The organism is Streptomyces sp. LUP47B, assembly GCF_001746295.1.
Taxonomy (GTDB): Bacteria; Actinomycetota; Actinomycetes; order Streptomycetales; family Streptomycetaceae; genus Streptomyces.
This window is the reverse complement of record NZ_MJAH01000009.1, coordinates 138,529-152,909: the sequence shown is the minus strand read 5'-3', so window position 1 is coordinate 152,909 and position 14,381 is coordinate 138,529. Positions and strand designations below refer to the sequence as shown.

Annotated in this window: 11 protein-coding genes; 8 read left to right on the top strand and 3 right to left on the bottom strand. The window is 71.6% G+C overall.

Annotated features, from left to right (window positions below; genetic code table 11):
- Positions 1 to 76: 76 nt before the first annotated feature.
- Positions 77 to 1,279 (bottom strand): FAD-dependent oxidoreductase, encoded by a 1,203-nt coding sequence (locus BFN33_RS26945; protein ID WP_069762754.1) that lies wholly within the window; start codon positions 1,277 to 1,279, stop codon positions 77 to 79.
- Positions 1,280 to 1,329: 50 nt separating this feature from the next.
- Positions 1,330 to 2,568 carry an ATP-grasp domain-containing protein gene (locus BFN33_RS26940; protein ID WP_069762753.1) on the bottom strand — a complete coding sequence of 413 codons (1,239 nt, stop codon included), beginning with the start codon at positions 2,566 to 2,568 and terminating at the stop codon, positions 1,330 to 1,332.
- Positions 2,569 to 2,814: 246 nt separating this feature from the next.
- Between BFN33_RS26940 and fahA the strand changes: the two genes are divergently transcribed.
- The 8 genes from fahA to BFN33_RS26900 all read left to right on the top strand — a co-directional run bounded on the left by fahA (position 2,815) and on the right by BFN33_RS26900 (position 12,231).
- Positions 2,815 to 4,050 (top strand): fumarylacetoacetase, encoded by a 1,236-nt coding sequence (fahA, locus tag BFN33_RS26935; protein WP_069762752.1) that lies wholly within the window; start codon positions 2,815 to 2,817, stop codon positions 4,048 to 4,050.
- A gap of 154 nt (positions 4,051 to 4,204) precedes the next feature.
- Positions 4,205 to 5,146 (top strand): M56 family metallopeptidase, encoded by a 942-nt coding sequence (locus tag BFN33_RS26930; RefSeq protein WP_069762751.1) that lies wholly within the window; start codon positions 4,205 to 4,207, stop codon positions 5,144 to 5,146.
- Positions 5,147 to 5,390: 244 nt separating this feature from the next.
- Entirely contained in the window at positions 5,391 to 6,176 is a 786-nt protein-coding gene (locus tag BFN33_RS26925) for a GntR family transcriptional regulator (RefSeq protein WP_069762750.1), read from the top strand.
- 31 nt (positions 6,177 to 6,207) lie between these two features.
- Complete coding sequence (locus BFN33_RS26920) at positions 6,208 to 6,435, top strand: ferredoxin family protein (protein ID WP_053852588.1); 228 nt, start codon at positions 6,208 to 6,210, stop codon at positions 6,433 to 6,435.
- 16 nt (positions 6,436 to 6,451) lie between these two features.
- Positions 6,452 to 7,789, top strand: coding sequence for an ABC transporter substrate-binding protein (locus BFN33_RS26915; protein ID WP_069762749.1), 1,338 nt, complete (start codon positions 6,452 to 6,454; stop codon positions 7,787 to 7,789).
- Entirely contained in the window at positions 7,786 to 8,670 is an 885-nt protein-coding gene (locus BFN33_RS26910; RefSeq protein WP_069762748.1) for an ABC transporter permease, read from the top strand. The genes BFN33_RS26915 and BFN33_RS26910 overlap by 4 nt, the downstream gene beginning before the upstream one ends.
- Positions 8,654 to 9,421 (top strand): ABC transporter ATP-binding protein, encoded by a 768-nt coding sequence (locus BFN33_RS26905; protein ID WP_069762747.1) that lies wholly within the window; start codon positions 8,654 to 8,656, stop codon positions 9,419 to 9,421. The genes BFN33_RS26910 and BFN33_RS26905 overlap by 17 nt, the downstream gene beginning before the upstream one ends.
- 11 nt (positions 9,422 to 9,432) lie before the next feature.
- Positions 9,433 to 12,231: a fumarate reductase/succinate dehydrogenase flavoprotein subunit gene (locus tag BFN33_RS26900; protein ID WP_069762746.1), complete on the top strand. Its 2,799-nt coding sequence runs from the start codon at positions 9,433 to 9,435 to the stop codon at positions 12,229 to 12,231.
- 93 nt (positions 12,232 to 12,324) lie between these two features.
- Here BFN33_RS26900 and recQ read toward each other — a convergent pair whose 3' ends face one another.
- Positions 12,325 to 14,328 carry a DNA helicase RecQ gene (gene recQ / locus BFN33_RS26895; protein ID WP_069762745.1) on the bottom strand — a complete coding sequence of 668 codons (2,004 nt, stop codon included), beginning with the start codon at positions 14,326 to 14,328 and terminating at the stop codon, positions 12,325 to 12,327.
- Positions 14,329 to 14,381 lie beyond the last annotated feature (53 nt).

Sequence of the window (14,381 nt, the reverse complement as noted above, 5' to 3'; positions counted from 1 at the left end):
GAAGTCCTCGTACTGGACGTACTCGGGCTTTCGCCCTGCACGCCGAGTGGGGCACCCTCTCTGGCCTGACGAGGCACTAGCCGTGGGCCGCCGCCAAATGCCGGGCGAGCCTCGGGGAGGCGAACTCGGTGCCGCACACGAAGCGCATCACCGGGCCGTAGGACGCCGCCGCCGGCAGGCCGGTGAAATACAGGCCCGGTACGGAGGAGACGTATCCGGCGCCGAGCCTGGGCGTGCCCCGGCTGACGGCGAGTTCGGTGCGCAGTTCATGCCCGAGGAAGTCCATCGCGGCGAGGTCGACGCGGTAGCCGGTGGCCGCGATGACGTGGTCGGCGGCGAGGCGGTCCGTGGTCCCGGTGCCGGTGCGGACCTCCAGGCTCGGGTGCCCCTGTGACGTGTCCGCCTTGAGGATGCGGTCCACCTCGGTGACCCGCACCTTCCCCTCGAAGCGGTCGCGCAGCCACCACGCGCCGAGCGGGCCGAGGACCCGTCGGACCAGGAAGTGGCGGGCGCCGGCCGGGAGATGGCGGTAGGGGTGCGGGTAGTAGGTCAGGGCCCACAGCGACCAGGCCCGGCCGAAGGGCGACTCGGGGCGCAGCCTGGGCTGCTTCCACGGCGGTGCGCCGAAGGCCACGCTGCCATGGCCGCGGGCGACCACCCTGACCTGCGCGCCCGCCTCCGCCGCCAGGGCGGCCGTCTCCAGCGCCGACTGGCCGGCGCCGACGACGATCAGTTCCTTGCCGGAGTAGCGGGTGAGGTCGTGGTGCTGGGAGCTGTGGGAGACCGGGCCGGTCGGGGCGGGTCCGTCGGGTGCGGCGGCGGCCAGCTCCGGGGGCAGGTGGGAGAGCCCCGACAGACCGGTGGCGACGACGACCGCCCGTGCGGTGAACGACTCCCCCGAGTCGAGCTTGAGCTGGAAACCCCCCTGCTCGCTCCGGTCCACGGACACCACCCGCACCTGCTCCAGCTCGGGCACCAGCTTCTGCTGGAACCACTGGCCGTAGGCGATGAAGGTCTCCACGGGGACGATGTCCTCGTCCGTCACCAGCCGGGGGATCCCCGCCGCGTCGCAGTAGTCGACGAGGGTGTGCCCGTGCTGGGGCGCGTCCAGGCTGGAGGCGGCAGGGGTCGACTTGAGGAGCATGCCCGCGGGCATGTGGTCGCGCCAGCTGACCATGGGGTCGCCGAAGACGCGTACGGGTATGCCGCGGGCCCGCAGATGGGCCGCGGTCGACAGGCCGAAGGGCCCGGCGCCGATGACTGCTACCGGATGGATCACGAAGTCCCTCCCCAGGACGTCACTTCGTCACTTCGTGGTGGTTCCGCTGTTCAGCTGGTCGCGTTGCCGCGGCGGTTGGCCCGCCACAGCTGGCGGAGATGCTTGGCGCCCGGCCGCACGAAGCGCCCGAGCATCGTGAGGAACGGCAGCGGGTCGTCACCCGCGAACCAGGCCAGTTCGGTCCCACTGGGCCGCTTCGGCGCGTGCGGTGTCGTATAGCCGCTGCGGCGGTAGGCGAGCAGGGCGGGCAGGTCGATGTTCTCCACCACATAGCGGTGACCGGCCCGCTGTTCCCCCTCCGGAACGGCACGCCCGGTCAGATCCAGGTGCATGGCGCGGACGACGTCCACCGCCGACTCGCTCTCGAAGAGCCGGAACTGGGCGCCCATGCGTGGGTTGAAGTCGAGCAGTTTGTACTGACCGTCGCGCCGGTCGAAGCGCAGGTCGAGGTCGATGATGCCGGTGTAGCCGATCTGTTTGATGAAACGGGCGGCGAGGTCCGCGAGTTCCGGGTTGTCGACGACGTACGCGTTGGCCGTCATGCCCGCGTGCGGCGGCCAGGAGCGCACCTTGACGCCGGTGAACAGGGCCAGCGGTGTGGAGTCGCGGTCGAAGTAGGCGTGCACGATCCAGTCCTCGGCCTCCTCTCGCGGCAGGTACTCCTGGAGGATCACCCCGGGCCGCTCGCCCCAGTCACGGGCGAGGGCGAGCAGCCCTTCACGGGTGGCGATACGCGTGGTGCCACCCACGGCGGGGCGCCGGCGCCGTACGAACGCCTCGCGGTTCTTGGCCACCACGGGGAAACGGGCCTTCTCGGCGAAGTCCACGATGTCGTCGTACGACTGCGGGAAGGCGGCCTCGGGGCTCGCGATCCCGTGTTCCAGGCACAGTTCGTGCAGGCCCTGTTTGCTGGCCAGCCGGCGCGGCAGGCCGGGCTCCACACGCGGGAAGAGGAAGCGGCCGAGGAGGTCGCTCTGGTGCTCGGCGATCAGGACCGCCGCCTCCTCGTCGGTCGGTACGAGGACGGCGGGGCGGCCGATGCGGCGCCCGATCCTGATCAGTCCCTCGATGAGCCTGCCCGGGTCCTCGGTGCCGGTCGTCGGCCAGACGAACGCGCGGGTGAGGTACCGGGAGGCCGCCGCGGGCGTGTAGCGGTCCTCCGTGATGGCGTACATGGGCACGCCGAGGCGGCCCAGACTGCGGATCGCGCCGACTCCGCCGTGGTGCAGCGGGTAGTCGCCGAACTTGACGATCAGGGCCGGTACCTCACGATCGGCCTCGAATGGCACACTGCTCGCGCTCCTGGCCACGGTCCCCCCACGCGTCCCCCATCGGACGCGATCCCACCCATCCCGTCCGTACTCGCAAAGGACGCTAAGCCGGAATGGAAGCCTCCGAGTGACCCGTAACAGGACATTGCGAACTCTTTAGTCACCTCGCTGCCCCTTGAGGCACTGCCGCGACAGGCGACTCGGCCGTAACGTGTGCCGCGACCACCTGCACCGCACGGCAGCGCGAGAGTGAGGCAGTACCCCATGCCCCCCTTCGATGTCCCCTTCGACGTGCCCGAGGGCGACCCCTTCGGTCCGCACAACCTTCCGTACGGAGTGTTCTCGCCGACGGGTTCGTCCGACCGGACCGTCGGCGTCCGCCTCGGTGACCATGTCCTCGACGCGGGCGCGGCGGCCGCCGCCCTCGGTTCCCCGTACGTCTCCCTGCTCGCCCGGCCCTCCCTGGGCCCGCTCCTCGCCGCCGGCCGTACGGCCTGGTCGGACGTGCGGCGCGCGCTCACCGCGTGGGTGACGGTGCCGGCGCACCAGGAGGCCGTCGCGGGCTTCTTCCACCCGCTGTCGTCGGTCGACCTCCATCTCCCCTTCGAGGTCGCGGACTACGTCGACTTCTACGCCTCCGAGAACCACGCGCGAAACGTCGGCCAGATCTTCCGGCCCGACGCCGCCGACTCCCTGACCCCCAACTGGAAGCACCTGCCGATCGGGTACCACGGCCGCGCGGGCACGGTGGTGGTGTCGGGGACGGATGTCGTACGGCCGTCGGGGCAGCGGAAGGCCCCCTCCGACGCCTCTCCGGTCTTCGGGCCGTCCGTGCGGCTCGACATCGAGGCGGAGGTCGGCTTCGTGGTCGGGACGCCCTCGGAGTTGGGCCGGCCGGTCGGGCTCGACGGCTTCCGGGAGCACGTCTTCGGGCTGTGTCTGCTCAACGACTGGTCCGCGCGGGACATCCAGGCCTGGGAGTACGTCCCTCTCGGCCCGTTCCTCGGCAAGTCCTTCGCCACGTCGGTGTCGGCGTGGATCACCCCGCTGGACGCGCTGGAGGAGGCGCGGGTGGCCCCGCCGGAGCGGACGCACGAACTGCTGCCGTATCTGGACGACACCGCTTCCGACGTGGAACCGGGCGGCTACGACTTGCGGATCTCCGTCGCGGTCAACGGCCATGTGGTGTCGGAGCCGCCGTTCTCCACCATGTACTGGACGGCGGCCCAGCAGCTGGCTCACATGACGGTGAACGGGGCGTCGCTGAGGACGGGTGACCTGTACGGCTCGGGAACGGTGAGCGGGCCCTCGGCGGGTGAGCGGGGATCGCTGCTGGAGCTGACCTGGAACGGCCGGGACGCGCTCGAACTCCCCGACGGCAAGCGGACGTTCCTGGAGGACGGGGACGTGGTGACGCTGTCGGCGTGGGCTCCCGGTCCGGGCGGGGTCCGGGTGGGGCTGGGGGAAGTGACGGGACGGGTGGTGCCCGGGGAGGTGTGAGGCGTCCGGTGCTGTTCGAGTCCTGCCGCAGGGCGTCCGCTCACGGCATACTGGCGACGGGCGGCATACGTGGGACGACGTACCGACCGCCCCGCAGCACCTCACCACCCAGCCCCACCTTCCCTGTCTCCGATCAGGATGCGGAGCCCGTGGCATGACTCTCTGCCTGCTCCTGCTGAGCACCGTCGCCGTAGCGGCCGCCGTGCCGGTGCCGCGTGCGCTCACCCGGTCCGCGTGGCCCGAACGGGAACCGGTGGTCGGGCTGTGGGTGTGGCAGTGCCTGGTCGCCACGGTGCTGCTGTGCTGTCTGACGGCGCTGGTGCTGGGGGCGGCGGCGGTCTTCCACACGGTTCGCGACCATGTGTTCGCCCCGGCGCCGCCGGCCGTGACGGCGGCGTACGACCTCTCGGCGGCGCCGGCCTGGGCGGTCGCCCTGACCCTGCTGCTGGCGGGCGGGGCCGCGTGGACCACGGCGATGCTGGCCCGTGAACTGGTCGAGGCCCGCCGGCGCCAGGGGCTCGCCCGTGAGCATCTTCGGGAGCGCGCGCCGGATCTGCCGGCCGGGCTGGGTGCTGTGGCGCGCGGTCCGCTGCTGGTGCTGGAGGACGAGTATCCGGACGCCTGGTGGATGCCGGGGAATCCGCCGCAGCTGATCGTGACGACCGGTGCGCTGCACCGGCTGACCGATCACCAGCTGGACGCCGTCCTCACCCACGAGCGCGGACACGCGCGGGCCCGCCACGACTGGCTGCTCCATCTGTCGACCGCGCTGGCCACGGGGTTTCCGCGGGTGCCGCTCTTCGCCCACTTCTGCGACCAGACGCACCGCTTGGTGGAACTGGCGGCGGACGACACGGCGTCGCGGCGGTGCGGTCACCTGACGACGGCGTTGGCGCTGATCGAGCTGAACCAGCATCGGGGGGTGCTGTCGTGCGCCTCCAGTCACCGGTTGCTGGGTGAGCGGGTGGACCGTCTGCTGGAGCCGCCGCCGCGGTTGCTGCGCCGGCAGCGGGCGCTTACGTCTGCGACGGCTGCACTGGTGCCGTTGTTGCCGTTGCTGATCGTTTTTGGGCCGGGGTTGTCGGCGCTGGCGTAGGGGGCCGTGGGGTCGCATCTCGGCTGCGGGCCGGTGGGGGCTGGTCGCGCCCACGCGGCGGAGCCGCACATCGATACAGCCCCGCGCCCCCTAGTAGGTCGACTCGCGTCCGCTTTCACCGTCAGGTGGCACATGTCGCCCCACAGCACCTGAATGCGCAGGTCAGCGCCGATCCGTTGGAGCGTCAGGTGGCGCAACAATCCGGCAACACCGGTTTTCCTACCGGCTCGGTATGGTTCCAGCCATGCCATCCACCGACCGTGTCCGGGACCACGCCGGCCAAGGCGCGACCACCGTCGCCGCCCGGGCCCGGCGCCGGCTGCGTGCGGACCAGGCCCGGCAACTCGCCGACCTCCTGCGCCACCAGCTTCTGACCGGCGGCTTCGAGGACGGCACCCTCCCCCACGAGACGACCCTCGCCACCGACTACCGCGCCTCCCGCAACACGGTCCGCCAAGCCCTGGACCTGCTCCGCGCCGAAGGCCTGGTCGAACGCCTCCCCGGCGTCGGCACCGTGGTCGTGGGCCAGAAGTACCCCCATGGCCTGGACCGTCTGATGGGGCTCGCGGAAACCCTGCACGAGCACGGCACGGTCACCAACGAGGTCCGCACCATGGGCCCGGCCCCCGCCCCCCACCCGGTGGCCCAGCGCCTCCAGATCTCCCCCGGCACCGACGTCCTCTACATCGAACGCCTGCGCCGCCTGAACGGCCTCCCCCTCTCCCTCGACCTCACCTACATCCCCCTCGACATCGGCACCGCCCTGCTCGGCGCCGACCTGGAGAACACCGACGTCTTCCGCCTCCTGGAGACGATCACCGGCCAGGGCCTCGGACACGCCGAGATCACCCTGGAGGCGGTGAACGCGGACGCCCACTCCGCCGCCGTACTGGAAGCCCCGCGCGGCGCGGCCGTCCTGATGCTGGAACGCCTCACCCACCTCGCCGACGGCCGCCCCGTCGACCTGGAGTTCATCCGCTTCCGCGGCGACCGCATCACGATGAGCGGCCTGCTGCACCGCTCCCTCTGACCTCTTTCCGAGCCGTTTCCTGGAGACAGCCATGCCCTTGGTGCCCCAGCGGGCCGACGTGCCCGTGACCATCGACGAGTCGAAGTGCATCGACGGCTGCACCCTCTGCGTGGACATGTGCCCGCTGGACTCCCTGGCCATCGACACCAGCAGCGGCAAGGCCTACATGCATGTCGACGAGTGCTGGTACTGCGGCCCGTGCGCGGCCCGCTGTCCCACCGGAGCCGTCACGGTCAACATGCCCTATCTGCTCCGGTGAGAGGCCCTGAACTCCCATGAAACACAAACCGGTTGTCGCCGCACTGCTGCTGTTCGCGCCGCTGACGGCCTGCGGCAGCGCCCAGGCGGGCGACAGTTCCACGGTCACCGTCACCGTCGGCTACCAGTCCAGGACCATCAACACGGTCACGGCCGGAACGCTGCTTCGCTCGCTCGGCTACTTCGAGAAGCAGCTCAACTCCCTCCACGACGGCCACACCTACAAGGTCGACTGGCAGGACTACGCCACCGGCGCCCCCATCACCGCCCAGATGACCGCCGGGAAGATCGACATCGGCTCGATGGGCGACTTCCCGCTCCTCATCAACGCGGCCCGCGGCAAGCAGCTCGGCAAGCCCACCCGCCTGGTCTCGGTCACCGGCTACAACCTGCGCGGCAGTCTCAACACCATCGTCACCTCCCCCGGCTCGAAACTGGCCTCCCTCGCCGACCTCAAGGGCAGGAAGGTCTCCACCAGCGTCGGCTCCGCCGCCGACGGCACCCTCGTACGGGCCCTCCAGCGCGCCGGCATCGACCCCGACAAGGGCATCGAGAAGCTCAACCAGCAGCCCGCGGTGGGTGCTTCGGCCCTAGCGGCGGGCAGTACGGACGCGCTCTCCCAGTTCGTCGCCTGGCCCGGGCTGCTCGCCTACCAGGGAAAGGCGAAGGCCCTGTACGACGGTGCCGAGCTGAACCTGCCCACCTTCCACGGCGTCACCGCCCGCGAGGACTTCGCCAAGAAGCGCCCGGCGGTCCTGGAGGCGTTCCTGAAGGCCCAGGCCGAGACCACCGACTACCTCGACGACCACCCGGTCGCCGCCGCCGAGTCGGTCGCGAAGGCCACCGGTCTGCCCGCCGAGGTCGTCTACCTCTACAACGGCGCCCACGGCATCGCGACCTTCGACCCGGCGGTCAAGCCGCAGCTGGTGTCCGCGCTGAAGCAGGACGTCTCGGTACTGAAGGCGGCCAAGCTGACCGGCGACATCGACGTGGATTCCTTCGTCGACGACCAGTACGTCAAGAAGGCCCTCGGGGCGGGCTACGCCAAGCGCCTCGCCGCCGCTCCCGCCGCCTCCGCGAGCGAGGTCTGGCCCAAGGGCGCCTCCAGTACACAGAGCTTCAAGACGCCCGCCGAACTCCTCGCGTACGTCTCCGCCCACAAGGACGGCTTCCGCGCCGCCTACGTCCCCGACGCCACCACCGGCACCCTCTGGTTCGCCGACAAGGCGGTCTGGGTGGCCGACGGCGACAAGCTGCTGCCCTTCGTCGCCCCGGAGACCGCGCGGGCCTACGTCTCCGCGCACGGCGGTGCCCGCGTCGTCACGTACGCCGAGGCACTGGAGCAGGCGTCGTGAGCCGGCCCCTGCCGAAAGCCGGCCGGTACGCGCTGCGGGCGGCCTCGCTCGCCGTCGCCCTCGGCGTGTGGCAGCTGCTGACCAGCCTCGACATCGACCTGTGGCTGCGCTTCTCGCAGTTCCCCACGGTCGCCGACGTGGCCCGCACCTTCGCCGACCGGCTGTCCGGCCCGGACTACTGGACGGACCTCACCGACAGCCTCACCCGCATCCTCACCGGTTTCCTGCTGGCCGCGGTGCTCGGTGTGGCGGCGGGCGTGCTCGTGGCGCGCTCCCGCCTCGCCGAGGACCTGCTCGGCCCGGTCCTCGAGGTCGTCCGCCCGATCCCGGCGATCGCCCTGGTCCCCGTCGCGATCCTGCTGTTCCCCTCCAACGAACAGGGCATCGTCTTCATCACCTTCACCGCCGCCTTCTTCCCCGTCCTGGTCTCCACCCGGCACGCGGTCCGCGCGCTGACCCCCGGGTGGGAGGAGGCGGTGCTGACCATGGGCGGCGGCCGGTGGCGGATCCTCGCCTCGGTCGTCCTGCCGGGTGCCCTGCCGGGCATCTTCGGCGGCCTGTCCGTCGGCATCGGCGTCTCGTGGATCTGCGTGATCTCCGCCGAGATGATCTCCGGCCAGTACGGCGTCGGCTACCGCACCTGGCAGGACTACACCGTCGTCGACTTTGCGGGCGTCTTCGTCGGCATGGTCACCATCGGCGTCCTCGGCTGGCTCACCTCCACGGCCGTGGAACTCCTGGGGCGCCGTCTGACCCGATGGCTGCCGAGAACGTCGTACGTCGCCGTCGGCCGGACTCCGCGGCGGGTGAACCGTGCCGCGGCCGCCGTGCCGGTGACCCCCACGACTCGGGAGGACGTGCCCCATGACCAGCTCGTCTGACGTCCGTTCGCCCGCCCGCACCGGCGCGGCACTGACGCTGCGCGGCGCCGCCCTCGGGCGGCCCGACGTGCCCGTGCTCGACGGCGTGGACCTCGTGGTGGCTCCGGGCGAGATCCTGACCCTCGTCGGGCCCTCCGGCTGCGGCAAGTCGACGCTGCTGCGCACACTGGCGGGACTGCTGTCGCCGCTCGCCGGCGAGGTCAGCCAGGACGGCTGCCCACTGACGGGCCCCGCCGCAGACCGCGCCCTCATCTTCCAGGAGGACGCCCTCCTGCCCTGGCGCACCCTGCACGCGAACGTCGAACTGCCCCTGGCCATCAAAGGCTTGCCGCGTGCGGAGCGCAGGCGGCAGGCGGAGGCGTGGCTGGAGCGCGTCGGCCTCACCGACCACGCCAGGCAGTTGCCGCACCGCGTCTCCGGCGGACAACGCCAGCGCGCCCAGCTGGCCCGCGCCCTCGCGGGAGCGCCGCGCGCCGTCCTCATGGACGAACCCTTCGGCGCCCTGGACGCCCAGACCCGCGCCGGAATGCAGGACCTCCTCGTCGAGGTGCTGCGGGGTACCGGGGCCACCGTCGTCTTCGTCACCCACGACGTGGACGAGGCCCTCTTCCTGGGCGACCGGGTCGCGCTCATCGGCTCCGGCCGTCTGATCGCCGTACGCGACGTGCCCCGCCCGCGTGATCGCACGGCGCACGACGACCCGGCCCACCTGGCGCTGCGGCGCGACGTCCTCTCCTCGCTCGGTACCTGAAAGGCCCCCCGGTGACCACCTCCGTGAACCCGCCCCTGGAGATCCCCGCGCTCACCGACGCCGAGGAACTCACCTGCGACGTCCTCGTCATCGGCGGCGGCACCGCCGGCACCATGGCCGCCCTGACCGCCGCCGAGCACGGCGCGGACGTCATCCTGCTGGAGAAGGCCCATGTCCGGCACTCGGGCGCCCTCGCCATGGGCATGGACGGCGTCAACAACGCGGTCATCCCCGGCCGCGCCGAACCGGACGACTACGTCGCCGAGATCACCCGCGCCAACGACGGCATCGTCGACCAGTCCACCGTCCGCCAGACCGCCACCCGCGGCTTCGGCATGGTGCAGCGTCTGGAGTCGTACGGCGTGAAGTTCGAGAAGGACGAGCACGGCGACTACGCGGTCCGCCAGGTCCATCGCTCCGGGTCGTACGTGCTGCCCATGCCGGAGGGCAAGGACGTCAAGAAGGTCCTGTACCGGCAGCTGCGACGGCGCGAGATGCGGGAGCGGATCCGCATCGAGAACCGGGTGATGCCGGTGCGGGTGCTGACGGCTCCCGAGGACGGGCGCGCGGTGGGCGCGGTCGGTTTCAACACGCGCACGGGCGTGTTCGTCACGGTCCGCGCGGGCGCCGTGATCCTGGCGACCGGCGCCTGCGGCCGCCTGGGCCTGCCCGCCTCCGGCTACCTGTACGGCACCTACGAGAACCCGACCAACGCGGGCGACGGCTACGCCATGGCCTACCACGCGGGCGCCGAACTCACCGGCATCGAGTGCTTCCAGATCAACCCGCTGATCAAGGACTACAACGGGCCCGCCTGCGCGTACGTCGCCAACCCCTTCGGCGGCTACCAGGTCAACCGGCACGGCGAGCGCTTCGTCGACTCCGACTACTGGTCCGGCCAGATGATGGCTGAGTTCGCGGCGGAGGTCGCGTCCGACCGGGGGCCTGTGTACCTGAAGCTGAGCCACCTGCCCGAGGAGTCGATCTCGTCCCTGGAGTCGATCCTGCACTCCACGGAACGGCCCACGCGAGGGACGTTCCACGAGGGACGCGGTCATGACTACCGCACCCACGACATCGAGATGCACATCTCCGAGATCGGCCTGTGCGGCGGCCACTCGGCGTCCGGCGTCCGCGTCGACGACCACGCCCGTACGACCGTCCCCCGCCTCTACGCCGCCGGCGACCTGGCCTGCGTCCCGCACAACTACATGATCGGCGCGTTCGTCTTCGGTGACCTGGCGGGCGCGGACGCCTCCCAGCACGCGCCGTACGAAGGGGAGTTGCCCCTCGACCAGCTCCGCGAGGCGCACGAGCTGATCTACCGTCCGCTGCGCAACCCGGACGGCCCGCCGCAGCCCCAGGTCGAGTACAAGCTGCGCCGCTTCGTGAACGACTACGTGGCCCCGCCGAAGTCGGGGGCGCGGCTGTCGCTGGCCCTGGAGTCCTTCGAGCGGATGCGCACCGACATCGCCTCGATGGGCGCCCGCACCGCGCACGAGCTGATGCGCTGCGCCGAGGTCTCCTTCATCCGCGACTGCGCCGAGATGGCCGCGCGCGCCTCCCTCGCCCGCACGGAGTCCCGCTGGGGCCTCTACCACGACCGTCTCGACCACCCCCAGCGCGACGACGCCTCCTGGTTCCACCATCTCGACCTGCACAAGTCCCCCTCCGGTGCGATGGAGTTCACGGCCCGTCCCGTGGCTCCCTATCTGGTCCCGATCGACGAGTTCACCCCAGTGGGCGGCGAGTCCCGGCATCTCGGCGAGGTGCACGCCGAGGTGGTGGCGACGGCGGGGGCGCGGGAGGTGGCCCCGGTCGCCGTCGGACAGTTCGGTGCGACGGGTGAGGCGGCCGCCGACGGTCCCCTTGCCGACACCGTGACGGACGGCCCGGTCGCCCCGGGGTCCTCCGCCCCGGTCTCGCCCCGTCTGCTCGAACTCCTCGCTCTCGCCGAGCAGGAACCCGAACTCGCCGTCATCCGGACCTACTTGTCCGATCCCGAGCCGGCTGTCCGCCGTACCGCCGTCACCGTCCTGACGGAGACCGCGCCACCGGGGACCGGACCGGTCCTCGCCAAGGCCCTCACCGACCACGACCCCGGCGTCCGCGCCGCCGCGGCCGCGTCCCTGCGCGAGCTCGTCGAGACGCTCCCGCCCGAGCCCGCCCTCCGCGAGGGGCTCGCCGCCGCCCTGGCCGAGTCCGACCCGGTCGTCCGCGCCGCCGCCCTGGACGTGCTGCGCGCCCTGCGCCTCGGCGACACGGAACTGTTCGCCGGGGCCCTCACCGACCCGGACATCCCGGTGCGCATCGAGGCCGTCCGCGCCCTCGTCTCCGTGGACGCCGCCGTGGAACTCGCCCACGCGGCGACCTCCGACTCGTCCCGCGAGGTCCGCGTGACGATCGCCAAGGCACTGGCCACGGTGTCGTCGGAAAGCCCGCTCGACGTCGTCCTCGACGCCTTGACCCGTCTCAGCGAGGACCCCGACGCCCTGGTGCAGGGGGCCGCTTACTCAGCGTTGGGCACCACCGGCTGTCCCGCGCCCCTCGCCACCCGCGCCGTCGCCGCCCTGTCGGCCGCCGCCTGGCAGGTCCGGTCGGGTGCCGCCACGGCACTGTCCGCCGCCGATCCCGAGGTGGCCGTCCCCGCCCTCGCCAAGGCCCTTGCCGACCCGAACGCCGACGTCCGCAAGGCCGCCGTCCTCGCCCTGACCCGGCACACGAGCGCCGACGACGCCCGCGCGGCCCTGGCCACGGCGACGACGGACTCGGACGCGGACGTCAGGGCGTACGCGGCGCGCGCCTTGTGACGTGACGCAAAGCCTGCGCGGCGCGCGCCTTGTGACGTGACGCAAGGCCTGCGCGACGCCGCCGCCGCGCCCCGCGCCGGTGCCCGGCGGCGGCTATATCCAGTCGTCCTCGGGCGCCGGCTCCGCGTCCATCTCGGGCCAGTGGTCGGCGCCGGGATCCGTGTCGCCGGCCTGGTCCGGTGTCTTTGACTCCGCACCGCCGTCGGCCAGTCCGGCGAGTACCTCGATCACACCCTCGCCGTACGTGGCGAGCTTCTTCTCACCGACCCCGCCGATGCTTCCGAGCTGCGTCACGGACGTGGGCCACAGCGTGACGATCTCCCTGAGCGTGGCGTCGTGGAAGATGACGTACGCCGGGACGCCCTGCTCACGGGCTTGCTCGGCGCGCCAGGCCCGCAGTGCCTCGAACGCCGGCACCAGCGCCTCGGGCAGCTCGGCCACCACGGCCTTGGCCTTGCCCCGACCGGCGGAGGACGAGGAGCCCTTCGCGCTCACCGGCTTCTTCGGTTCCTTGCGCAGCGGCACCTCCCGCTCCCGCCGCAGCACCGCACCGCTCGCCTCGGTCAGCACCAGCGTGCCGTAGTCCCCCTCGACCGCGAGCAGCCCCTGGGCCAGCAACTGCCGTACGACACCTCGCCATTCGCCCTCGGAGAGCTCCTCGCCGATGCCGAACACCGACAGCTGGTCGTGGTCGAACTGAATGACCTTGGCGGTGCGCTTGCCGAGCAGGATGTCGACGATCTGCACCGCCCCGAACTTCTGCCCCCGCTCCCGCTGAAGCCGGACGATCGTCGAGAGCACCTTCTGGGCCGCGACCGTGCCGTCCCAGGTCTCCGGCGGTGTGAGGCAGGTGTCGCAGTTGCCGCAGCCCGTCGGCTCCGGGTCCTGGCCGAAGTAGTTCAGGAGCTGTCCGCGCCTGCACTGCGCGGTCTCGCACAGCGCGAGCATCGAGTCCAGGTGGGCTGCGGCCCGGCGCCGGAACGCCTCGTCGCCCTCGCTCGACTGGATCATCTTGCGCTGCTGTATGACGTCGTTGAGGCCGTAGGCCATCCAGGCCGTGGAGGCCAGTCCGTCACGCCCCGCGCGGCCCGTCTCCTGGTAGTAGCCCTCGACCGACTTGGGCAGGTCGAGGTGGGCGACGAAGCGGACGTCCGGCTTGTCGATGCCCATGCCGAAGGCGATGGTCGCCACCACGATCAGGCCGTCCTCGCGCAGGAAGCGGGACTGGTGGGTGGCGCGGGTGCCCGCGTCCAGGCCCGCGTGGTACGGGACCGCCTCGATGCCGTTGCGGGAGAGGAACTCGGCCGTGGCCTCCACCGACTTGCGGGAGAGGCAGTACACGATGCCCGCGTCGCCGGCGTGCTCCTCGCGCAGGAAGGCCAGCAGCTGCTTCTTGGGGTCGGCCTTCGGCACGATCCGGTACTGGATGTTGGGCCGGTCGAAGCTCGCCTCGAAGTGCCGGGCCGTCGGCATGTTCAGCCGCTGGGTGATCTCCTGGTGCGTGGCCCGCGTGGCCGTCGCGGTGAGGGCGATCCGCGGGACGTCGGGCCAGCGCTCGCCGAGCACCGACAGCGTCAGATAGTCGGGGCGGAAGTCGTGGCCCCACTGGGAGACGCAGTGCGCCTCGTCGATGGCGAAGACGGCAATCTTGCCGCGGGAGAGCAGGTCCTGGGTAGCGTCCAGCTTCAGCCGCTCCGGCGCGAGGTAGAGCAGGTCCAGCTCTCCGGCCAGGAACTCGGCCTCCACCACGCGGCGCTCGTCGAAGTCCTGTGTGGAGTTCATGAACCCGGCGCGCACGCCGAGCGCCCTGAGCGCGTTCACCTGGTCCTGCATCAGCGCGATGAGCGGTGAGACGACGATGCCCGTGCCGGGCCTGACCAGGGACGGAATCTGGTAGCACAGCGACTTGCCGCCGCCGGTCGGCATGAGCACGACGGCGTCGCCGCCGGCCACCACGTGCTCGATGATCTCTTCCTGCTCGCCGCGGAAGGCGTCGTATCCGAAGACCCGGTGCAGCGTGGCCAGTGCCTCACTGTCGCTCGCGTCCGGTGTCCCGGTGATCCCTGGCATCTCGCTGATACCGCCCATCCCGCGCATAGTCCCGTCCCCCGTACGTCGTCCCTCGACCACTGCCTCCACGATAGGTGCCG